Annotated in this window: 21 protein-coding genes; 15 read left to right on the top strand and 6 right to left on the bottom strand. The window is 68.8% G+C overall.

Annotation, left to right across the window (positions count from 1 at the left end; genetic code table 11):
- Nucleotides 1-64 precede the first annotated feature (64 nt).
- On the top strand, nt 65-739 hold the full coding sequence (locus Y900_RS02975) for a VOC family protein (protein ID WP_036338817.1): 675 nt from the start codon (nt 65-67) through the stop codon (nt 737-739).
- Between the two features lie 56 nt (nt 740-795).
- The gene (locus Y900_RS02970) at nt 796-2,550 is read left to right on the top strand and encodes a proline--tRNA ligase (protein WP_036338814.1); all 1,755 of its coding nucleotides are present in this window, start codon (nt 796-798) and stop codon (nt 2,548-2,550) included.
- On the opposite strand, the gene Y900_RS02965 is transcribed toward Y900_RS02970, so the two are convergent.
- Together Y900_RS02965 and Y900_RS02960 are read right to left on the bottom strand one after the other, a co-directional pair.
- Nucleotides 2,551-3,075 (bottom strand): ferritin-like domain-containing protein, encoded by a 525-nt coding sequence (locus Y900_RS02965; protein ID WP_036338811.1) that lies wholly within the window; start codon nt 3,073-3,075, stop codon nt 2,551-2,553.
- Nucleotides 3,072-3,605 carry a membrane protein gene (locus Y900_RS02960; protein WP_036338808.1) on the bottom strand — a complete coding sequence of 178 codons (534 nt, stop codon included), beginning with the start codon at nt 3,603-3,605 and terminating at the stop codon, nt 3,072-3,074. The genes Y900_RS02965 and Y900_RS02960 overlap by 4 nt, the downstream gene beginning before the upstream one ends.
- Before the next feature lie 115 nt (nt 3,606-3,720).
- On the opposite strand from Y900_RS02960, the gene rimP reads away from it, so the two are divergent.
- From rimP to Y900_RS02920, 8 genes are all read left to right on the top strand, one after another.
- Nucleotides 3,721-4,254: a ribosome maturation factor RimP gene (rimP, locus tag Y900_RS02955; RefSeq protein WP_237752490.1), complete on the top strand. Its 534-nt coding sequence runs from the start codon at nt 3,721-3,723 to the stop codon at nt 4,252-4,254.
- The gene (gene nusA / locus Y900_RS02950) at nt 4,251-5,285 is read left to right on the top strand and encodes a transcription termination factor NusA (RefSeq protein ID WP_036338803.1); all 1,035 of its coding nucleotides are present in this window, start codon (nt 4,251-4,253) and stop codon (nt 5,283-5,285) included. The genes rimP and nusA overlap by 4 nt, the downstream gene beginning before the upstream one ends.
- 102 nt (nt 5,286-5,387) lie before the next feature.
- Nucleotides 5,388-6,794 carry an NAD(P)-binding protein gene (locus tag Y900_RS02945; protein WP_036338800.1) on the top strand — a complete coding sequence of 469 codons (1,407 nt, stop codon included), beginning with the start codon at nt 5,388-5,390 and terminating at the stop codon, nt 6,792-6,794.
- 49 nt (nt 6,795-6,843) lie between these two features.
- Nucleotides 6,844-7,227 (top strand): YlxR family protein, encoded by a 384-nt coding sequence (locus Y900_RS30745; protein ID WP_109751162.1) that lies wholly within the window; start codon nt 6,844-6,846, stop codon nt 7,225-7,227.
- An 80-nt stretch (nt 7,228-7,307) separates the two neighbouring features.
- Nucleotides 7,308-10,094, top strand: coding sequence for a translation initiation factor IF-2 (gene infB, locus Y900_RS02935; RefSeq protein WP_081844970.1), 2,787 nt, complete (start codon nt 7,308-7,310; stop codon nt 10,092-10,094).
- A complete protein-coding gene (rbfA, locus tag Y900_RS02930; protein WP_036338794.1) occupies nt 10,094-10,627 on the top strand; it encodes a 30S ribosome-binding factor RbfA in 534 nt (177 codons plus the stop codon). The genes infB and rbfA overlap by 1 nt, the downstream gene beginning before the upstream one ends.
- Nucleotides 10,602-11,600, top strand: a complete 999-nt coding sequence (locus tag Y900_RS02925) for a DHH family phosphoesterase (protein ID WP_036338791.1) — start codon at nt 10,602-10,604, stop codon at nt 11,598-11,600. Before rbfA ends, Y900_RS02925 begins: the two co-directional genes overlap by 26 nt.
- Before the next feature lie 114 nt (nt 11,601-11,714).
- Nucleotides 11,715-13,049 carry an MATE family efflux transporter gene (locus Y900_RS02920; RefSeq protein ID WP_036338788.1) on the top strand — a complete coding sequence of 445 codons (1,335 nt, stop codon included), beginning with the start codon at nt 11,715-11,717 and terminating at the stop codon, nt 13,047-13,049.
- A gap of 78 nt (nt 13,050-13,127) precedes the next feature.
- Here the strand turns inward: Y900_RS02920 and Y900_RS02915 are convergent, their stop codons facing one another.
- The 3 genes from Y900_RS02915 to Y900_RS30130 form a co-directional block, all read right to left on the bottom strand.
- Entirely contained in the window at nt 13,128-13,886 is a 759-nt protein-coding gene (locus Y900_RS02915) for an enoyl-CoA hydratase (protein ID WP_036338786.1), read from the bottom strand.
- 21 nt (nt 13,887-13,907) lie between these two features.
- Nucleotides 13,908-15,224, bottom strand: coding sequence for a hypothetical protein (locus Y900_RS02910; RefSeq protein WP_036338784.1), 1,317 nt, complete (start codon nt 15,222-15,224; stop codon nt 13,908-13,910).
- 134 nt (nt 15,225-15,358) lie between these two features.
- Nucleotides 15,359-15,910, bottom strand: a complete 552-nt coding sequence (locus tag Y900_RS30130; RefSeq protein ID WP_081844969.1) for a helix-turn-helix domain-containing protein — start codon at nt 15,908-15,910, stop codon at nt 15,359-15,361.
- Between the two features lie 142 nt (nt 15,911-16,052).
- Here Y900_RS30130 and Y900_RS02900 point away from each other — a divergent pair, with 142 nt between their 5' ends.
- The gene (locus Y900_RS02900; RefSeq protein ID WP_036345683.1) at nt 16,053-16,316 is read left to right on the top strand and encodes a DUF2277 domain-containing protein; all 264 of its coding nucleotides are present in this window, start codon (nt 16,053-16,055) and stop codon (nt 16,314-16,316) included.
- Entirely contained in the window at nt 16,313-16,858 is a 546-nt protein-coding gene (locus tag Y900_RS02895) for a DUF1802 family protein (RefSeq protein WP_036338781.1), read from the top strand. Before Y900_RS02900 ends, Y900_RS02895 begins: the two co-directional genes overlap by 4 nt.
- Here the strand turns inward: Y900_RS02895 and Y900_RS02890 are convergent.
- Nucleotides 16,769-18,412, bottom strand: a complete 1,644-nt coding sequence (locus tag Y900_RS02890; protein WP_420329732.1) for a CocE/NonD family hydrolase — start codon at nt 18,410-18,412, stop codon at nt 16,769-16,771. The two genes, Y900_RS02895 and Y900_RS02890, sit on opposite strands and share 90 nt — an antisense overlap.
- A 183-nt stretch (nt 18,413-18,595) precedes the next feature.
- On the opposite strand from Y900_RS02890, the gene Y900_RS02885 reads away from it, so the two are divergent.
- From Y900_RS02885 to truB, 3 genes are read left to right on the top strand one after another with little or no spacing between them, the layout of a single operon-like run.
- Nucleotides 18,596-19,531, top strand: a complete 936-nt coding sequence (locus Y900_RS02885; protein WP_036345679.1) for an ACP phosphodiesterase PptH — start codon at nt 18,596-18,598, stop codon at nt 19,529-19,531.
- Nucleotides 19,528-20,196 (top strand): 4'-phosphopantetheinyl transferase PptT, encoded by a 669-nt coding sequence (gene pptT / locus Y900_RS02880; protein WP_036338779.1) that lies wholly within the window; start codon nt 19,528-19,530, stop codon nt 20,194-20,196. The genes Y900_RS02885 and pptT overlap by 4 nt, the downstream gene beginning before the upstream one ends.
- The gene (gene truB, locus Y900_RS02875; RefSeq protein WP_036338777.1) at nt 20,193-21,086 is read left to right on the top strand and encodes a tRNA pseudouridine(55) synthase TruB; all 894 of its coding nucleotides are present in this window, start codon (nt 20,193-20,195) and stop codon (nt 21,084-21,086) included. The genes pptT and truB overlap by 4 nt, the downstream gene beginning before the upstream one ends.
- Nucleotides 21,087-21,088: the final 2 nt, after the last annotated feature.

Genomic DNA, 21,088 nt, shown 5'->3' with positions numbered 1-21,088 from the left:
GTGGCGCGCGCGGGAAATTATGCACGCCCAGAGCGCGGCCGGCCAGATCGCTAGGCTGACCTCTGTGAGTGCGTCGGACCGGCCGAGCCGCCAGGAAATCTCCGACGCGGTCACCGGCCTCGGCTGGCGACTGGTGCTCGGTGCGGTCTACACCGAGGTGACGGTGTCGTCGCTGGCGGCGGCCGGTGAGGTGGCCGCGCTGGTGGTGGCCGCCGTCCGCGCGGGCGGTCAGGGTCACGTGAGCACCGACATCAGGTCCGATCGGGTGGGGGTCCGGCTGCAGTCGGCGGCTGCCGCGACGGTCACCGATGTGGATATTGCTCTGGCGCAAGCGATTTCATCTGTTTTGACGGAACGGAACGTGCGTCTTGCGCCGGCTTCGGTGCAGGCTCTCGAAATCGCCGTCGACGCGCTGGACATCGGTGCGGTCCGGCCGTTTTGGCAGGCGATCACCGGCTACGTGGATGAAGCCGGACCATCGGATCTGACCGACGGGTTGATCGATCCGGCCGGGCGCGGTCCGGCGATCTGGTTTCAGCAGATGGATGCGCCCCGGCCCCAGCGCAACCGCATCCACCTCGACATCGACGTGCCGCACGACGTGGCGACTACGCGCATCGCCGCGGCGATCGCCGCGGGCGGGACGCTGTTGTCCGATGCCCGGGCGCCGGCGTTCTGGGTGCTGGCCGATCCCGAGGGCAACGAAGCCTGCATCTGCACCTGGCAGGGCAGCGACTGAGGGCAACCGGAGTCCTCGGCTCTTCGCGCGAGCGCTCATCGCTAGGCTGTTCCACCGTGATCACCCGCATGTCCGAGCTGTTCTTGCGCACTCTGCGCGACGATCCAGCCGACGCCGAAGTGCCCAGCCACAAACTGTTGATCCGCGCCGGGTACGTCCGGCCGGTGGCTCCGGGGCTGTACACCTGGCTGCCGCTGGGCCTGCGGGTGCTGCGCAAGATCGAGAAGATCGTGCGCGAGGAGATGGTCGCGATCGGTGGCCAGGAGATCCTGTTCCCGGCGCTGCTGCCGAAAGCGCCCTACGAGACCACCAACCGCTGGACCGAGTACGGCGACGGAGTGTTCAGGCTCAAGGACCGCCGCGGCAACGACTACATGCTCGGCCCTACCCATGAGGAGTTCTTCACCCTGACGGTGAAGGGGGAGTACAGCTCCTACAAGGACTTCCCGCTGCTGATGTTCCAGATCCAGACCAAGTACCGCGACGAGGCCCGGCCGCGGGCCGGGATCCTGCGCGGACGCGAGTTCATCATGAAGGACTCGTACTCGTTCGACGTCGACGACGACGGCCTCAAGACCGCATACCACGCACACCGCGAGGCGTATCAGAACATGTTCAAGCGCATGGCAATTCGCTATGTGATCGTCTCGGCGGTGTCCGGCGCGATGGGCGGTTCTGCCTCCGAGGAATTCCTGGCCGAAAGCGAGATCGGCGAAGACACCTTCGTGCGGTGCGTGGAATCCGGGTACGCCGCCAACGTCGAGGCGGTGGTCACCGCGGTCCCGGAGGCAATGCCGGCTGAAAAGGTGGCTGGCCTTCCTCCCGCCCAGGTGCACGACACGGGCGACACCCCGACCATCGCCACCCTGGTCGAGTGGGCGAACTCCGCCGGCCTCGGCCGGGAGATCACCGCCGCCGACACTCTGAAGAACGTGCTGCTCAAGGTCCGTGTCCCCGGCGGCGACTGGGAGCTGCTGGCCATCGGCGTGCCCGGTGACCGCGAAGTCGACGACAAGCGTCTCGGCGCTGCGCTGGAGCCCGCCGAATACGCGCTGCTCGACGACGCCGACTTCGCCAGGTACTCCTTCTTGAAGAAGGGGTACATCGGTCCGAAAGGCTTGCTGGCCAACGGGGTTCGCTATCTGGTGGATCCGCGGGTGGTGGACGGGACGGCGTGGATCACCGGCGCCGACGAAACCGGCAAGCACGTCGTCGGCCTGGTCGCCGGCCGGGATTTCGTGGCCGACGGCACCATCGAGGCCGCCGAGGTGCGCGACGGCGACCTCTCGCCCGACGGCGCCGGACCGCTGGTCTCGGCGCGCGGGATCGAGATCGGTCACATCTTCCAGCTGGGTCGCAAGTACACCGACGCCTTCGCCGCCGACGTCCTCGGCGAGGACGGCAAGCCGGTGCGGCTGACGATGGGTTCCTACGGTGTTGGGGTGTCCCGCCTGGTCGCGGTGATCGCCGAACAACAGCACGACGAGCTCGGGCTGCGCTGGCCGGCGTCGGTGTCACCGTTCGACGTGCACGTGGTGATCGCCAACAAGGACGCTCAGGCCCGCGCCGGGGCCGAAGAGCTGGCCCGCGACCTGGACCGGCTCGGCCTGGAGGTCCTGCTCGACGACCGCACCGCCTCGCCGGGGGTCAAGTTCAAGGACGCCGAGCTGCTCGGGGTGCCGTGGATCGTCGTGGTCGGGCGTGGCTGGGCCGACGGGGTCGTCGAGCTGCGTAACCGCTTCACCGGGGAGAAGCGCGAGGTCGCCGCCGACGGCGCCGTCGCAGACATCGCGGCGACGCTGGCGTCCTAGTTACTCGGTGCCGCCGGGGAACGCCTCGGTCAGCGGCCGGATGCCCAGCGCCTGCTTCCAGCGTGCGGTCAGGACCGCCGTTTCGGTCAGCGCGCTGACGCCGAAGGCGCGGTCCTGGTCGGACGTCGCCCGCTCGATCACCGCACGCCAGGCCGTCGCGCAGTCATCCTCCATGCGGATCGCGAGATTGCCCGCGTCGGTCGGGGTGTTCACCGCCATCGGCAGCTGATAGCCGGCGGCGGGCACCGGCGCCTTGACTGAGCGGCCGGTCAGCATCGCGATGGCCGCTTCGCGGCGCTCGCGGTGCTGCGCCATCGCTTCGGAGACCAGGTCGTTCTCGTCCGGAGAGCTGTGGGCCGAGACGATGCCGTACCCGTAGATCGCCGCGTGCTCGGTGGCCACCGCGTCGAACAGCGCCGCAGCGGCGGCATCCGACGGCCGATCGGGATTGGGCGTGGTCGACGGGGTCGGCGATGTCGGTGAGGTGGGTGACGTCGGTGAAGTCGGTGAAGTCGGTGAAGTCATTGCCCGGCCTTTCCGGCGGAAAGGGCCACCGAGTACCCGGTGACGCAGGACGCCGCGATCGAACCGATCAGGCCCGCCCGGTATCCGGACAGGGTCGGCGCCAGCGAGGTGGCGCTGTCCGCCGAGCTGCGCAGCGCGGCGACCACGTCGGCCACCGTCGGTGCCGGGGCGCCGGACGCCGACGTGGTGGTCGTCGCAGCGGTGGAAGTTGTCGTCGATGCCGGTTTGCCGGACAGTCGCGCGACCTCGGCGGCAAGCGCCGTGGCGTGCTTCCCGCGCTCGGCCGCCAGCTCGGTCAATGCCGGCGCCAGTGCAGAGGGAGCGGTCTTGGCCGCGGCAGCTGCGAGTTCGCTGTCATGGCGGGCCAGCTCGGCCTGCTGCTCCAGCGGATCGGGTTCGGGCGGCGCCGGGTTGCCGCAGGCGGTTGTCGCCGCGCCCAACACCGCGAGCAGCGCCAACCCGCGGCTGCCGTCGATGAGAACTCGTCGTCGGGATATCCCGCCGAATGGACGGGGATCTCGGCTCAGCACGCCAACATCCTGCCATTGCGGTGCCCCGTGCTGGCGTATCGTGGAGGGCTGGCTCTCTCGAGAGCCCTGCATCCGACGCAGCTGATCAGGACAACTCAAGATGGAGGAGCTCGCCGTGGCTGGCCGTTCTACGGGGCTACCAACCCAGAAGCAGGTGATCGAGCTACTCGATGGTGAGTTCGTGCGCGCCGGATACGAAATCGACGACGTCGTGATCGACAGCCGCCCGCGGCCGCCGCGCATCACCGTCATCGCCGACGGCGACAAGCCACTGGACTTGGATACCGTCGCCGCGCTCTCCCGCTCGGCCTCGGCACTGCTGGACGACCTGATCGCCGGCGACGACGCCTACGTTCTCGAAGTCACCTCGCCGGGGGTGGACCGACCGTTGACCGCCGAGAAGCATTTCCGTCGCGCGCACGCCCGCCTCGTCGACGCCGAGCTCGCCGACGGAACCACGGTCACCGCCCGGTTGGGCATCGTGTCCGATGACGCCGTCGACCTGGTGGTGCGCGAGCGCAACGATTGGACGGTGCGCCGGATTCCGCTGGCTGACATCGTCAAAGCTGTTGTCCAGGTCGAGTTTTCACCACCAAAGCCACGCGAGCTCGAACTTGCGGGAGCAGCCGGAACGGAGGCCGAAGCATGAACATCGACATGACCGCCCTGCATGCGATCGAGATCGATCGCGGCATCTCGGTCGACGAGTTGCTCGACACCATCAAGACGGCATTGCTGACCGCCTACCGGCACACCGAGGGGCATCAGCCCGACGCACGCATCGAGATCGACCGGAAAAGCGGTGCGGTGCAGGTGATTGCGCGCGAGACTGACGAAGACGGCAACCTGATCAGCGAATGGGACGACACGCCAGAGGGATTCGGCCGGGTCGCGGCCACGACGGCCCGCCAGGTCATGCTGCAGCGATTCCGCGACGCCGAGAACGAGCGCAGCTATGGGGAATTCTCCGCCCGGGAGGGCGACATCGTCGCCGGTGTCATCCAGCGCGACGCCCGAGCCAATGCGCGCGGCCTGGTCGTCGTGCGCCTGGGCAGTGAGACCAAGGGCGCCGAAGGCGTCATCCCGGCTGCCGAGCAGGTGCCGGGCGAAGCCTACGAGCACGGCGACCGGCTGCGCTGCTACGTCGTGGGTGTCAGCCGCGGTGCGCGCGAACCGCTGATCACGCTGTCACGCACACACCCCAACCTGGTTCGCAAGCTGTTCTCGCTGGAGGTGCCTGAGATCGCCGACAACTCGGTCGAGATCGTCGCGGTGGCTCGAGAGGCCGGACATCGGTCCAAGATCGCGGTCAACTCCAAGGTTCCGGGACTCAACGCCAAGGGCGCCTGCATCGGTCCGATGGGTCAGCGGGTGCGAAACGTGATGAGCGAACTGTCCGGCGAGAAGATCGACATCATCGACTTCGACGAGGACCCGGCGCGATTCGTAGCCAACGCGCTGTCGCCGGCGAAGGTCGTGTCCGTGTCGGTGATCGATGCGAACACCCGCGCGGCGCGGGTGGTGGTGCCCGACTTCCAGCTGTCGCTGGCGATCGGCAAGGAGGGGCAGAACGCCCGGCTGGCAGCCCGCTTGACCGGCTGGCGCATCGACATCCGCAGCGACGCGGCGGCGCCGGAAGACGAGCCGCGCCCTGCCGCGTCGCACGACGTGGAGCACTGACGAAAAACCGGCACTGAGCTGCTGATGTAGCCGCATCGGTGATCGGTGGGTACACCATCGTCAATTCGGTGGGTGCACCATCGTCAAAAAGGGGGGAATTCGTTGTCAGAACTCGGCGCTGCCCAGTCCGTCGACGTGCTCGTCGTCGGAGCGGGCCCGACCGGGCTGACGGCGGCCGACGCGTGTGTGGCGGCCGGATCCTCGGTGGCCATCGTGGAACGAACCGCCTTTGTGGGCGGGCTGGCCCGTCCGGCAACCGTGGCCGGGCATGACGTCGACCTCGGCGGTCACCGGCTGCTGTCGGCGACACCGGAGCAGCGCCGGGTGTGGCTGGAGTTCGCCGATCGGCTTGGCGGTATCCCGATGTCGGACATCGACCGGCACAGCGGAATCCTGCGGGAAGGCTATGTGGTCAGCTATCCGTTCGACTGGCGGCAGTTTCGCCACTCGGCGCCGCTGTCCGTCCGGGCCCGCGGCGCCGCCTCGCTGATCGCCTGGAAGCTGACGGCGCCGGCCGGCCGCACCGACGACACCCTGGACGACTGGGTCAAGAACCGGTACGGGCCGTACCTGTCGGAGAAGTTCATGGCCCCGCACGCCCGGAAGGTGTTCGGCATCGACCCGAAGAACATTCCGGCGGCGTGGGCCTCGCAGCGGATCCTCTCGCCGCGGCTCGCCTCGGTACTGGCCACCGCGTTACCGCGGATGCGGAACTCGACGCGTCCCGATGAGCCGACCGACAAGTTCATCTATCCGCACGGCGGGGCAGGGGTCCTGTGGTCGCGCCTGGCCGCATCGCTGGGAAGGAAAGTCGACTGGCTGTTCGACTCCACCGTGGCGGCGATCAGCAGGTCCGGTAGCCGACGCTTCACCGTCACGGTGTCGGGTCCCGCCGGAAAACGCGTCGTGTCCTGCGGCCGGATCATCTGGACCGGGCGACCCGATGACCTGGCCGCAAGCCTGGGGCTGAGCGAGCTGTCCACCGCGATCGCGCAGGCCTCGGGACGGCGCGACCTTGTCGTCGGCGTGGTGCGACTGCCCGACGCACCGCCGAGCTGGCATGGCTACCAGTGGCTGTACACCCACGACGCCGGCGTGCGAGCCCACCGATTCAACAACTACGGCGAGTGGAAGACGCTGAACTGCCCGTCCGGCGTCATCGGCCTGGAGTACGCGGTTCCGTCCGGTGAGCTGTTCGATGTCCGGTCCACCGCATCGAAGGACATGTCGATCTTGCTCGACGGGGGTTCCTTCGAATTCCTCGGATCCGAGATGACCGCCGATGCGTACTCCAACTTCGACGCCGCCGCCGACCTGTTCGACGAGCTCGACACGGCGCTCCACCGGTTCGGCGAGGGGATCATCGCCACGGGACGCCAGGGGGCCGGGATCTACATCAATCTCGACCAGGCGAGGGACTTGGGAACCCGGGTCGGCAGCTTGGCCGCCGACCACGCGGGCGTGGTCGGGCGAGACGGCTATTCGCGGTATCAGGAGAAAGCGGGCTGACGGCCGGACCCGCATCGCCCAGCCAAGGGTGGTTCTGAGCGATGCCGCGATGACGGTAGACTGTGCCGTGATCCAGCGCGAGACTCCGACCCCCGAGAGACCGCATCGACGTACCGAAGGTCCGGTACGGACATGTGTCGGGTGCCGGAGGCGAGAGTTGGCCGTCGATCTCCTCCGAGTGGTGGCTGTGTCGAACGGGAACGGCCATTGCGCCCTAACCGTTGATCAGGCAGGTAACCTCCCAGGGCGGGGTGCGTGGCTGCACCCCGACGACCGGTGCCTTCAGGCAGCGTTCCGACGGCGAGCTTTCGGTCGAGCGTTGCGCATCACCGGTTCACCGGATACATCCGCGGTGGTCGAGTACGTCGAGAAATCGACGGGCCAGACCAGCCCGGCAAGAGAACAGGCAGCGAAGAACATGAGCACACCGTGAAGTCCCGACGATGACCATGCGTCGTAGCTAAACCCGAGGCGCGGCCTACCACCGCTGTCGCCTCTTGAGTAGGAGATGTAGTGGCAGGTAAGGCCCGCGTACACGAGTTGGCCAAGGAACTCGGTGTAACCAGCAAGGAAGTTCTCGCCCGACTGAGCGATCAGGGCGAATTCGTCAAATCCGCATCATCGACGGTGGAAGCCCCCGTCGCACGCCGTCTGAGGGAATCATTCGGCGGCGGTAAGCCCGACAAAGCCCCGGCGAAAGCCACACCGGCGAGCGCCGCCGGGAACGGAGCGCCGGCACCCAAGCCCGCGCCCGTCTCCCATGGCGCTGCCGCGACCGCGCAGCCCGCGGCGCCGGCACCCAAGCCGGCCGCTCCGGCTCCCGCTCCAGCCCCGGCTGCGCCGACTCCGGCACCCCCGGTGCCTGCGGCTCCGGCGGCACCCGCGGCCTCGGCGGCTCCTGCCGCCCCCGCGGCACCTGCGCCGAGCAGCCCCGGGCCGACGCCCGGTCCCCGTCCGGGACCGGCAGCGCCGAAGCCGGGCATGCCTCGGCCGCCGCGCGTCGGCAACAATCCGTTCTCCTCGGCCCAGCCGGTCGAGCGGCCCGCGCCGCGCCCCCAGGGCCCGCGTCCCGGGCCCGGTGCCGGTGGTCCGCGTCCCGGCGCGCCGCGTCCGGGTGGAGCCACACCCGGCAACATGCCTCCTCGTCCGCCCGGCGCCCGGCCCGGTGCGCCCGGTCGGCCCGGTGCCCCGCGTCCCGGTGGCGGTCCCCGTCCCGGCGGCGGCCCCGGTGGCGGCGGCCGTCCCGGTGGTGGCGGTGGCGGTAACTACCGCACCGGCGGTCCCGGTGGCGGTGGTGGCGCAGGCGGAGCTGCTGCCGGTGGCTTCCGTGGCCGTCCCGGTGGTGGCGGTGGCGGTGGTGGTCGTCCCGGTCAGCGCGGTGGCGCGGCCGGCGCGTTCGGCCGTCCCGGCGGTGCCCCGCGTCGTGGCCGCAAGTCGAAGCGGGCCAAACGCGCCGAGTACGAGAGCATGCAGGCGCCCGTCGTCGGTGGCGTGCGGTTGCCGCACGGTAACGGCGAGACGATCCGACTGGCCCGCGGCGCGTCGCTGAGCGACTTCGCCGAGAAGATCGACGCCAACCCGGCCGCGTTGGTCCAGGCGCTGTTCAACCTCGGTGAGATGGTGACCGCCACCCAGTCGGTCGGCGACGAAACGCTCGAGCTGCTCGGCGGCGAGATGAACTACGTCGTGCAGGTCGTGTCGCCCGAAGACGAGGACCGCGAGCTGCTGGAGTCGTTCGACCTCACCTACGGCGAGGACGAAGGCGACGAGGGCGACCTGGAGGTCCGTCCGCCGGTGGTCACCGTCATGGGTCACGTCGACCACGGCAAGACCCGACTGCTGGACACGATCCGCAAGGCCAGCGTCCGCGAGGGCGAGGCCGGCGGCATCACCCAGCACATCGGTGCCTACCAGGTGACCGTCGAGCACGACGGTGTCGTGCGCCCGATCACCTTCATCGACACCCCGGGCCACGAGGCGTTCACCGCCATGCGTGCCCGCGGTGCGAAGGCTACCGACATCGCGATCCTGGTGGTCGCCGCCGACGACGGCGTCATGCCGCAGACGGTGGAGGCCATCAACCACGCGCAGGCCGCTGACGTGCCGATCGTGGTTGCGGTCAACAAGATCGACAAGGAGGGCGCCGACCCGGCCAAGATCCGGGCGCAGCTCACCGAGTACAACCTGGTTGCCGAGGACTTCGGTGGCGACACCATGTTCGTCGACATCTCGGCCAAGAACGGCACCAACATCGAGGCGCTGGAGGAGGCGGTCCTGCTGACCGCCGACGCGGCACTGGACCTGCGGGCCAACCCCGATATGGAAGCCCAGGGTGTGGCCATCGAGGCGCACCTGGACCGCGGCCGCGGCCCGGTGGCGACCGTGCTGATCCAGCGCGGCACGCTGCGGGTCGGCGACTCCGTGGTCGCCGGCGATGCATACGGCCGGGTTCGCCGGATGGTCGACGAGCACGGCGAGGACGTCACCGAGGCGTTGCCGTCGCGACCGGTGCAGGTCATCGGCTTCACGTCGGTGCCAGGTGCCGGCGACAACTTCCTGGTTGTCGACGAGGACCGCATTGCCCGCCAGATCGCCGACCGCCGCAGCGCGCGCAAGCGCAATGCACTGGCCGCGCGTACTCGCAAGCGCATCAGCCTGGAAGACCTGGATTCGGCACTGAAGGAAACCAGCCAGCTGAACCTGATCCTCAAGGGCGACAACTCGGGCACCGTCGAGGCGCTCGAGGAGGCCTTGCTGGGCATCGAGATCGACGACGAGGTGGAGTTGCGCGTCATCGACCGCGGTGTCGGTGGCGTCACCGAGACCAACGTCAACCTGGCGTCGGCCTCGGACGCGATCATCATCGGGTTCAACGTGCGCGCCGAGGGCAAGGCCACCGAACTGGCCAACCGCGAGGGTGTGGAGATCCGGTACTACTCGGTGATCTACCAGGCGATCGACGAGATCCAGAGCGCGCTCAAGGGCATGCTCAAACCGATCTACGAGGAGAAGGAGCTCGGCCGCGCCGAGATCCGCGCGATCTTCCGGTCGTCGAAGGTCGGCAACATCGCCGGCTGCCTGGTGCAGTCCGGGATCATGCGGCGCAACGCCAAGGCGCGGTTGCTGCGTGACAATGTGGTCATCGCCGAGAATCTCACGGTCTCCTCGCTCAAGCGGGAGAAGGACGACGCCACCGAGGTGCGCGAGGGTTACGAATGCGGTCTCACGCTGACGTACTCCGACATCAAGGAAGGCGACGTCATCGAGACCTACGAGCTGGTCGAGAAGGAGCGCGTCTAGTGGTTGATGTCGGCAGGGCCCGCAGGCTCTCCAAGCGCATCGCCACCATCGTCGCCTCGGCCATCGAGTTCGAGATCAAGGATCCGCCGCTGGCGTTCGTGACGGTCACCGACACCAAGGTGACCGGTGACCTTCACGATGCCACCGTGTACTACACGGTGCGCGGCAAGACCCTCGATGACGAGCCGGACTATGCGGGTGCGGCCGCGGCGCTCGAACGCGCCAAAGGTGCGCTGCGCACCAAGGTCGGCGCCGGTACCGGTGTGCGGTTCACTCCGACCCTGTCCTTCGTTGTGGACAAGGTGCCCGACACCGCGCAGAAGATGGAGGAGCTGCTCGCCAAGGCGCGCGCTGCCGACGCCGATGTCGCCCGGATTCGGGCCGGGGCCACTCCTGCGGGAGACGCGCAGCCGTACCGTGTGGTAGGAGAAGAGGGGGACGTTGGGCAGGAGCGCAGCGACCCGGGACATGTCAACGCTTCCCTCTCGCAGGACGACCAGGACGCCGGTGACCGCGATCGACTCGACGACTGAGATCACCCGCCCCTCGCGGCGGGTGGACGCGCACGGCGCCGTCGAGGTCCTGCGCAGTGCCGGCGCGGTCAGCGTCATCTGCCATGTTCATCCCGACGCCGACAGTGTGGGGGCCGGGCTGGCTCTGGCGTTGATCCTCGAGCGTGACGGCGTGGACGTCGAAGTGAGTTTCGCGACGCCGTCGACGCTGCCGGAGTCGCTGCGCATGCTGCCCGGGGGGCACCTGCTGGTGGCCCCTGGTGACATGCGCCGCGACGTCGATCTGGTGGTGACCGTCGACGCCCCGAGCGTGAACCGGCTCGGCGCGCTGTCGGAGTTCACCCAGCTCGGCTGCGCGGTGCTCGTCATCGACCACCACAAGTCCAACACCCTGTTCGGCAGTGTGAATCTTGTTGATCCGAAGGCGGATTCGACCACGATGGTGGTGGCCGAGCTGCTCGATGCGTGGGGCAAGACGATCGACCGCGATGTCGCGTCGTGCCTGTACGCGGGACTGACCACCGACACCGGGTCGTTCCGGTGGGCGTCGCCGGGCGCGTTGCGGCTGGCCGCCCGCCTGGTCGAGCTCGGGGTGGACAACGCCGCGATCAGCCGTGAGCTGTTCGACACCCATCCGTTCGTGTGGCTGCCTCTGCTGTCACGCGTCTTGTCCCGGGCGCAGCTGCTGCCGGAGGCGGCAGGCGGGCGCGGGCTCGTCTACGCGGTGGTCGCGCACGAGGAGTGGATGGAGAACCGCTCCGAAGAGGTCGAGAGCATCGTCGACATCGTGCGCACCACCCACGAAGCCGAGGTCGCCGCGGTGTTCAAGGAGATCGAGCCCGGGCACTGGTCGGTGTCGATGCGGGCCAAGAGCTATGACCTGGCTGCGGTCGCCAGTGGTTTCGGCGGCGGTGGGCACACGTTGGCCGCCGGCTACTCGGCGGCCGGGCCGATCGAGGACGTGGTGGCGCAGCTGACCGCCGCCCTTGGCTGAGTCGGGTCTTGGCCGGTACCGCTGCCGCACCATCGAATTTCACCTTTGGTAGCGATCTACTCGTACTTCGAGTGCAAAAGGTGAAACTCGATCTCACTACTCCGGGGTCTGGGCTTGACTGACTCAGCCGACGACGCCGCTGTAACCAGCCTGCGGATCGCGGCGCTGGCGCTTCCCGCGCTGGGTGTCCTTGCCGCCGAACCGATCTATCTGCTGTTCGACATCGCGATCGTCGGCAGGCTCGGCGCGCTGAGCCTGGCCGGCCTGGCGATCGGCGGCCTGATCCTGTCGGTCGTCAGCGCCCAGCTCACCTTCCTGTCGTACGGGACGACGGCTCGCTCGGCGCGTTTCTACGGCGCGGGTGACCGGGTCGCGGCCGTCGGCGAAGGGGTCCAGGCCACCTGGCTGGCGCTCGGGATGGGTGTCGCGATCGTGGCTGCCGTGCAGTTGGCCGCCGTGCCGATCGTGTCGGCGATCGCGGGCACGACGCCCGGCGGCGACATCGCCGGTGCCGCCTTGCCCTGGGTGCGTATCGCGATCTTCGGTGTGCCTGCCATTCTCGTCTCCGCCGCGGGCAACGGCTGGATGCGCGGTGTGCAGGACACCATGCGCCCGCTGCGCTATGTGCTGGTGGGTTTCGGTGTCTCGGCGGTGCTGTGCCCGTTGCTCGTCTACGGCTGGCTTGGCCTGCCGCGGCTGGAACTGGCCGGTTCGGCGATCGCCAACCTGGTGGGGCAGTGGCTGGCCGCGATTCTCTTCTGCTGGGCGCTGCTGGCCGAAAAGGTGTCGCTGCGCATCGATACGTCGGTGCTGCGCGCGCAGGTCGTGATGGGGCGTGATCTGGTACTGCGGACCCTGGCCTTCCAGGCCTGTTTCGTGTCGGCCGCCGCGGTGGCCGCCCGATTCGGCGCGGCGGCCGTCGCCGCGCATCAGGTCGTTCTGCAGCTGTGGAATTTCCTTGCGCTGGTGCTGGATTCACTCGCGATCGCCGCGCAGTCGCTGGTCGGTGCCGCGCTTGGCGCGGGTCGCACGGAGCACGCGAAGTCGGTCGCGTGGCGGGTGACGGTGTTCTCCGCGATCGCCGCCGCGGTGCTCGCTTTCGTGTTCGCCGCAGGCGCTTCGGTGCTGCCGTCGCTGTTCACCGACGACCGGTCCGTGCTCGCGGAGATCGGGGTGCCGTGGTGGTTCATGGTGGCCCAATTGCCCGTCGCCGGAATCGTGTTCGCGCTCGACGGGGTGCTGCTGGGCGCCGGTGACGCCGCCTTCATGCGTACCGCGACGTTGCTCAGCGCGCTGGTGGGTTTCCTGCCGCTGATCTGGTTGTCGCTGGCTTTCGGCTGGGGACTGCTCGGCATCTGGTCGGGCCTGAGCACGTTCATGGTGCTGCGGCTGGTGTTCGTCGGGTGGCGGGCGTTCTCCGGGCGCTGGCTGGTGCCCGGCACCAACTAGCGTCGGGCCCGAGGACACCGGCGCTCCTGGCCAAGCGGCAGAGCCTCATCGCCGCCGCGAAAGCGGTCTGGCGAGAAGCTATTTCACCTGGCTGCGCCCGCGTTCGATCACCGAGGCGCGGCTGGCGGCGATGTCGTCACCGGACGTCGCCGCCATCCACTTCCTGGCCGACATCGCCTCGATCCACAGTCCCGAGCCGGTCTGGTCCTCGTCGATCCGGTGGTACGACGTCAGCAGCGCGCGGACGGCCTTCTGGTTGTTGCCGACGATCGAGGCGGCCACTGCCCGCGCGGTGGGGAGAAGCTCGTCGTGGGCGACCACCTGGGTCACCAAGCCGGCGCGCAGCGCGTCCTCGGCGGACAGATAGTCCCCGGTGAGGCTCATCCGCCGGGCCATCCCGACGCCGACCTTCTGCGGCAGCCGTACGCTCAGGCCCCACGTCGGCAGCAGCCCGACCCGGGCGTGGGTGTCGGCGAAGCGCGCGTTCTCGGAGGCGATCAGGATGTCGCAGTAGAGCGCGAGTTCGAGTCCGCCGGTCACAGCAGCGCCGTTGATCGCGCCGATGACGGGCTTGGTCATGGGTGGCCATTTGGGGGAGATGTCGGGCAGTTCGGTGGTGTCCCCGAGCTCCTTGAGGTCCAGTCCCGCGCAGAACACCGGGTCGGCGCCGGTGACGATGATGACGTCGACGTCGGTGTCGGCCTCCGCCTCGCGCAGCGCGCTGAAGAAACGGCTGCGCAGTGCGCTCGACAGCGCGTTACGCGAGTTGGGCCGATTCAGCGTCACTGTGCGGACGCGGTCGGTGGTGTCAATGAGCAGGATGTCGTCGCCGGTCATAGGGACACCGTATCGGCACCACTAACGGCCCGGGCCTGCGCTCCGGCTCGTCGAGCGGTGCGGTGTTGTCGCGGGACGCGGTGAACCGCCGGCGGTGACGGCCGGACCGCTATCGGGCTGCGGCGCCCCTGGATTGACGGCCGCCGCCGGGTGCGGCGCCGCCGTGCCGGTCCGCGCGGGCCACGGCGGGCGCACCGTCCCGGCGGGGGAGGAGCGGCCGGGTGTGGTGCCGCTCGATGCCACACGGTCGGCGATGGCGACAGCGGCGGGGATCTGTACCGGATCCGATACCTCATTCTGGACGAATAGCGTTGGGGGAGAGGGAAAAGCAGGCTGTTGGATCGGTGGTACGGCCACGTCGGTGCTGATCTGCTCCGGCGCCGCGCAGGTGTCGATCATTGACTGCAGACGGTCCTGCAGTGTGTAACTGTCCTGTCCCGAGCGCAGGGACACCTGATGAATCGCCGCTGCCGCAGCCGAACACTCGTAGACGTCGACGACACCGCCGAACATCGGTACGCCGCCGAGCGCGCTGGGGACGTACCACGCCAACCACATCGGGCCCGCCGCGGCAGCCCTGCGCTGCCGGATGACCGTGGACAGTTCCTGCTCGGCGACGGCCGGGTCGGCGGGCACCATGGCCTGCAGCACGCGAACGCCGCCGTCGTCGATGCGCACCCCGAATACATCGACGGGGACGGTATCGAGGAACTGCTCGACCGAGTTCCGGTCTTCGACGCTCAGCGGAAACGACACCCGCATCCGGGGAGTGCGGGGCGAAGGCGACGCCGGCGACACCGTCAATGTCAGGCCGGTGTCGCCTGCGGTTCGGCGCACGGTGTCGAGGAGGTCGGACCCTGGGGTGCGGCTGTCGGTGACCGACAGTTGGTTGACATCGTCGTCGTCGCGGAACCAGTCGATGCGGCCGTCGGTGTGCGCGGCGATCACCCTGAGTCGTTCTGTGTCGTCGGCGATCTGCGCGGGATCGAGGTGCGACTGTCGTCTGACCGTCACGGGTTTGTCCGGCGTCACCCAGAACTCGACGTCTTCGATGTAGTTCGAGACGTGGCTGAGCCGGGTCTCGGCGATACGGTTCGCGACCGCGACCAGCTGAGGCCGTGTCGCGTCAGGGACGTCGACCGCGACGGTGAAGACGATGCCCTCGGCGTAGCTCCGGTCGTGATACACCCACGCGTCGGTCACTCCCGGCATCGACATCAGCGCGGACTGGAGGTTGTTGGCGATCTCGATGACGTTGCCGGGACCACCGCACGATGGAACGGCAGCGGCACCGGCGAGCAGAGCGACTGCCGAAAGGGTTCGGCCCCATCGTCGCATTCGCAACGGACCTCCCACCCTTCGTCGCATGGACTGCGGCTTGCGTGACGAGCTCAGCGCAGACCAGGCGCAAATCTACTCCGGCGCAGCATCCTTGGGCTGCTGCCGTGCCGAACCAGTGGCCGGGAGTTTGCTCACAGCATGTCTACGTCCATCTGCAGATCGATCCAAGTGAGCGCGTAGGCGGTCAGCACCCATCGGCCGACGATCGTGGCGACCAGTTCATCCACCTGATCCGCGTCATCGTGCGGGCCGAGGGTCTGGGCACACATTCGGCGCAGGTCGGCCGAGACGCCGGTGATTCGGGGTGCGACGTCCGCTATCCGGTGCGAGTGCGCCAGTGACGTGCCCAGCAGTGCGCAGGCCATGCGCAATCCGCCGTGATCGGGGCCGGTGAAGCGTTCCGATCCGATTCCGGCCGGGGTCATGGCGATGTCGTACGCCCGCTCGAGTGCCGCCCGGTACAGCGGTGCCTTGCCCGGGAAGTGGTGGTGGATCGCCGGTCGGGTGATGCCGACGAGATCGGCGACCTCTTGCACGGTGGCGGCGTCATATCCGCGGTAGGCGAAGACGCGGATCGCCGCGGTGATGATCATCTCGCGTCGCGCATCGGTGTTCGAGCCGGGTGGCCGGCCGACTGCGCGTTTGATCACTCGAGGTCGAGGTGACGCCACTCCCGCGGTCATGGTGCACCCTTCCCATCACACGAATTCGACACACTAGGCGGCCAGGCTAGGTCCCGAACGTGTGAGCCAGATGGGTGCCGGATATCAATCCGATCAGCGCTTCGGCCGTGAAGTCCGGACTGAAGGCGGGCATGCTGGGGTCATGTGCCGAAACATCACCGAGTTGCGTGGCCTCGAGCCGGCGGCCACCGACGACGAGATCACCGCGGCGGCCCGCCAGTATGTGCGCAAGGTCAGCGGCATCACCCGGCCTTCCGATGCTGTGGCCGAAGTGTTCGAGACCGCGGTCGCCGAGGTCGCGGCCACCACGGCCCGGCTGCTGGAGGAGTTGCCCGCCCGGCGTCAGCCACCGAAAACCGTTCCGCCGCTGCGGCGCCCCGAGGTGCGGGCGCGGCTGGCACCATGACCACTGCGCTCAAGGAGTGGAGCGCGGCGGTGCACGCGCTGCTGGATGGTCGGCAGACCGTGCTGCTGCGCAAGGGCGGAATCCACGAGAAGCGGTTCGCCGTGGCGGCAGACGAATTCCTGTTGTTCCCCACCGTCGCGCACAGTCATGCCGAGCGGCTGCGCCCGGAACATCGGGACCTGCTCGCCGCCGCGCAGCCGGACAGCACCAATGACCACGTCGTCATCAGGGCTGCCGCCAAAGTGGTTGCTGCCGTGGCGGTTTCCGATCCGCAGGGGCTGGCCGACATTGAGGACCTGCACATCTGGACCGCCGAGTCGGTGCAGGCCGACCGGCTGGACTTCCGGCCCCGTCACCAGTTGACCGTGCTGGTGGTGCAGGCCTTTGCACTGGCCGAGCCGATCCGGTTGACGCGGGAACCGCACTACCGGGGCTGCACCAGCTGGGTGCAGCTACCCGCGAGCGCCGCCGTCGGCGCCCCGGTGCACGACGCCACGGCCCTGGCCGGTATCGCCTCCCGGGTGCGCGCTGCCGTCAGCTGACGGCAGGTCCGCCGAGGCGGGCAGCAGCAGCCTGGAGACCCCACCCACCCCGTGGTGCACGGTGTGCAGCGAGGGGACCATCCGCGCGCCGGTGAGCACCGGTTCGCCGGTCCCGAGATTGCGCGCGTAGCGCGGGTGTGAGCCGCCCGCGACGAGCACCCGGATCCGGGTTCCGGCGGCGAAGCGATGCGCGACGGCGTCGAGCTCGATGCGAAGCGGCCCCGATGCCGCGGCGCCGAGCCGCCGGTAGCCGTCGCTGACGTTTCGCGAGCGCCCGCGCGGGTCGACCTCGCTGACACGCACGAACACGTCGGCGTGGGCGTTGTCGGCGTGGTGGGCCAGTTCGATCACCGGCTCGCCGAACACATACAGGTCGGCGTCCAGCGGGCCGCTGGTGAAGCTCAGTACGTCGGCTCGCTCGGCGAGCCGCGCGTCGTTGCGGTAGCCGCTCAGCCGAGACAGCAGCCGGCCGCCGACCGTCGGGGTCGGGTCAGCGGGGTCGTAGCGGAACGTCGAGGGCGCGGCGTCGGCGGGCGGCATGGTGGCGGCGAGCCACCCACCCGGCTGCAGGTACATCACACCTGTACCGGTCGGCGGCGGCCAGTCCGGCAGGTCGATCCAGCCGTGATGCGCGACGTGTACCCGCACCGGGCTGCGCCGGCCGGTGGTGGGAGCACCGGCCAGATGTGTGCCGAGCCAGTCCAGCGTCTCGGCGGCGGCGGTGCCGCCCGCCTTCATGATCATGTCGGTGTGGGTCCACGGCCCGACCGTCAACGCGACGTCGACCCCACGTCCGCGCAGGTGGCGGTACTGCGCGAGGGTCTGCTCCAGGAACAGGTCCTGCCAGCCGCTGAGCAAGAGCACCGGTACCTCGCAGCGGTCGAGCGCAGCGGTCATCCGCATGGTGTCCCAGAACGGGTCGTCCGCCTCGGGGTGGTCGATCCACGACTCGTACCACGGTGACGCGGTGCCCAGCAGATCCCGGCCGGCGGCCCCCAGCGGCAGCCCCAGGGTGGCGTGTTCGAGCCTGCGGGCCGCACGGGTCTGGAAGGCCAGGCGGCGCAGGTTCGCCTGCTCCTGGTGACCGACCATGTCCGACCAGCCCAAGAAGTCGTTCAGCGAGAACGAGCCGGTGCCCCACGACGAGGCGTGGAAGTCGTGCGGGCCGACGGTGATCACCGCGGCAACCAGTTCGGGCGGCGGGTCCGACAGCAGCGCCCACTGGGTGAAGCCCAGGTAGGACAGCCCGATGGTGGCGAAGGTACCGGTGAACCACGGTTGGCGGCGCAGCCAGACCACGGTGTCGGCGGCGTCGTCGGCTTCGTGGACCATCGGCACGAAGGTGCCACCGGAGTCGAATGTGCCGCGCACACTCTGCAGCAGGACGTGGTACCCGCGTGCGGCGTAGAGCTGTGCGTAGACCAGGGAGAACGGGAAGGCCCGGCCGTACGGGCAGCGGACCAGGATGGTGCCCAGCGGTGCGCGGGCGGGCGCGTAGTGGGTGGCCCGCAGGATCGCTCCGTCGCGCATCGGCACCTCGACGCCGCGATGCACGGCATAGTCCGTGGTCGGCGGCGTTAGGTGAAGGGCGCGGGAAACGGATCGGTCGACGATCTTTCGAACCCGACTGCTGCGCACGCCTTCCAGACTATGCACTGCGTACCAGGGTTGATCAGGTCGGTGCGCTTCATCACCCAGAACCAGGCGGGGTGGCGTGCGCAAGTAGGCTGGCACGTTGTGGCACCCACACTTTGGGCGATCAGTGACCTGCATACGGGTCACACTGGCAACAAGCCGGTCACCGAATCGCTATATCCCTCGACCCCGGACGACTGGCTGATCGTCGCCGGCGACGTTGCCGAGCGCACCGACGACATCCGTTGGTCGCTGGATCTGCTGCGCCGACGCTTCGCCAAGGTGATCTGGGTGCCGGGAAACCACGAACTGTGGACCACCGGCAAGGACCCGGTCCAGGTGTTCGGCCGGGCCCGCTACGACTATCTGGTCACCATGTGCGACGAGATGGGCATCGTCACTCCCGAACACCCGTTTCCGGTGTGGACCGAGCAGGGCGGCCCGGCGACCATCGTGCCGATGTTCCTGCTCTACGACTACACATTTCTGCCCCCGGGCGCGACGACCAAGGCCGAGGGCCTGGCGATCGCCAGGGAACGCAACGTGGTGGCCACCGACGAGTTCCTGCTGTCCAGTGAACCTTACGCCACCCGCGATGCGTGGTGCCGGGACCGGCTGCGCCACACCAAGGCTCGGCTCGACGAGCTCGACTGGATGACGCCGACGGTGTTGGTGAACCACTTCCCGTTACGTCGTGAGCCCTGCGATGTTCTGTTCTTCCCGGAGTTCTCGCTGTGGTGCGGGACGACCGAGACCGCCGACTGGCACACCCGCTACAACGCGGTCTGCTCGGTGTACGGTCACCTGCACATCCCGCGGACCACCTGGTACGACGACGTTCGCTTCGAGGAGGTGTCCGTCGGCTATCCCCGAGAGTGGCGGCGCCGCAAGCCTTATCGCTGGTTGCGCCAGATCCTGCCCGACCCGCAGTACGCGCCGGGCTATCTCAACGATTTCGGCGGCCACTTCGTCATCACCGAGGAGATGAAGGAGCAGTCGACCAAGCTGCGCGAGCGTCTGCGCAGTCGGCGCGAATGAGTGAGCTGATGCGGGCGGTGCTGCCCGACCTGGACGACCTGGTCTACGCCGAGGCGTACGACGATCCGCCGGATCTGGCTCCGCTGCCCGAGGAGGAGCCGCTGATCGCGAAGTCGGTGGCCAAGCGGCGCAACGAATTCATCACCGTCCGCCACTGCGCGCGGGTCGCGTTGGGACAGCTCGGTATCCCGCCCGCGCCGATCCTCAAAGGGGACAAGGGTGAGCCGTGCTGGCCGGACGGCGTGGTGGGCAGCCTGACGCATACCCAGGGTTACCGCGGCGCGGTGGTCGGGCGCACGACCGCGGTCCGATCGGTTGGTATCGACGCCGAACCGCACGGCGTGCTTCCGGACGGGGTCCTCAACGCGGTCAGCCTGCCCGCCGAGCGTTATGAGATGAGCGCCCTGCCGGGCGGACTGCACTGGGATCGAATCTTGTTCTGCGCCAAGGAAGCAACCTACAAAGTATGGTTCCCGCTGACCGAGCGCTGGCTGGGATTCGAGGATGCCCACATCACGTTCGGTGTCGACCCTTCCGGCGTCACCGGGACGTTCGTGTCCCGAATCCTGATCGACCCGGCCGCGCGCTCCGGCCCGCCGCTGACCGAACTGGCCGGCCGGTGGTCGGTGGGCGGCGGCCTGGTGCTGACGGCGATCGTGTTGTGACCTCCGGCGGACCGGAGCCCGGCATCGTCGTCGTCGACAAGCCCGGCGGTATGACCAGCCACGATGTGGTGGGCCGCTGCCGGCGGATCTTCGGAACCCGCAAGGTCGGCCATGCCGGCACCCTCGACCCGATGGCCACCGGCGTGCTGGTCATCGGGATCGAGCGCGCCACCAAGATCCTGGGACTGGTGACCGCCACGTCGAAGTCGTACACCGCGACGGTCCGGCTGGGCCGGTCCACCACCACCGATGACGCCGAAGGCGAAGTGCTGCAGGATGTTTCCGCGGCCGATATCACGGACACACAGATCCACGCCGGTATCGCGGACCTGCGCGGCGAGATTTCGCAGCGACCGTCCGCAGTCAGTGCGGTCAAGATCGATGGCAAGCGCGCCTATCAGCTGGTGCGCGAAGGCCAGCAGGTGGAGTTGGCCGAGCGCGCGGTGCGAATCGACCGGTTCGACGTGAGCGAGATCCGGCGCGATGGCGCGTTTGTGGACCTCGACGTCACGGTGGACTGCTCGTCGGGCACCTACATCCGGGCACTGGCCCGCGACCTGGGTGATGCGCTCGGTGTCGGAGGGCATCTGACGGCCCTGCGCCGCACCCGCGTTGGCGGCTACGGGCTCGATCACGCCAGGACGCTGGACGAACTCGCCGAACATCCGCAGCTGAGCTACTCCCTCGACGACGCCTGCCTGCTGGCGTTCCCTCGCCGCGCTATCACCGCTGCCGAAGCCGAGGACGCCAGCCACGGGCGGCCGTTGGGCTCGGCGGGAATCGGCGGAGTGTATGCCGCAACGGATCCCGATAACCGCGTCATCGCATTGCTGGAGGACAAGGGCGGTCGCACCAGATCAGTCGTGGTGATCCGGCCGGCCACGCTCTAGCC

This window comes from Mycolicibacterium aromaticivorans JS19b1 = JCM 16368, from assembly GCF_000559085.1.
Taxonomy (GTDB): Bacteria; Actinomycetota; Actinomycetes; order Mycobacteriales; family Mycobacteriaceae; genus Mycobacterium; species Mycobacterium aromaticivorans.
Note: the sequence above shows the minus strand (reverse complement) of the source record. Positions and strands in the feature narration are given on the sequence as shown.

Bases quoted from the DNA above. Each gene is read 5' to 3' on its own strand.
- Y900_RS02910 (WP_036338784.1), bottom strand. From the start codon at position 15,224: ATGCGACGATGGGGCCGAACCCTTTCGGCAGTCGCTCTGCTCGCCGGT.
- nusA (WP_036338803.1), top strand. From the start codon at position 4,251: ATGAACATCGACATGACCGCCCTGCATGCGATCGAGATCGATCGCGGC.
- pptT (WP_036338779.1), top strand. From the start codon at position 19,528: ATGAGTGAGCTGATGCGGGCGGTGCTGCCCGACCTGGACGACCTGGTC.
- Y900_RS30130 (WP_081844969.1), bottom strand. From the start codon at position 15,910: ATGACCGCGGGAGTGGCGTCACCTCGACCTCGAGTGATCAAACGCGCA.
- Y900_RS30745 (WP_109751162.1), top strand. From the start codon at position 6,844: ATGACGGTAGACTGTGCCGTGATCCAGCGCGAGACTCCGACCCCCGAG.
- Y900_RS02965 (WP_036338811.1), bottom strand. From the start codon at position 3,075: ATGACTTCACCGACTTCACCGACTTCACCGACGTCACCCACCTCACCG.
- Y900_RS02895 (WP_036338781.1), top strand. From the start codon at position 16,313: ATGACCACTGCGCTCAAGGAGTGGAGCGCGGCGGTGCACGCGCTGCTG.
- Y900_RS02915 (WP_036338786.1), bottom strand. From the start codon at position 13,886: ATGACCGGCGACGACATCCTGCTCATTGACACCACCGACCGCGTCCGC.
- Y900_RS02900 (WP_036345683.1), top strand. From the start codon at position 16,053: ATGTGCCGAAACATCACCGAGTTGCGTGGCCTCGAGCCGGCGGCCACC.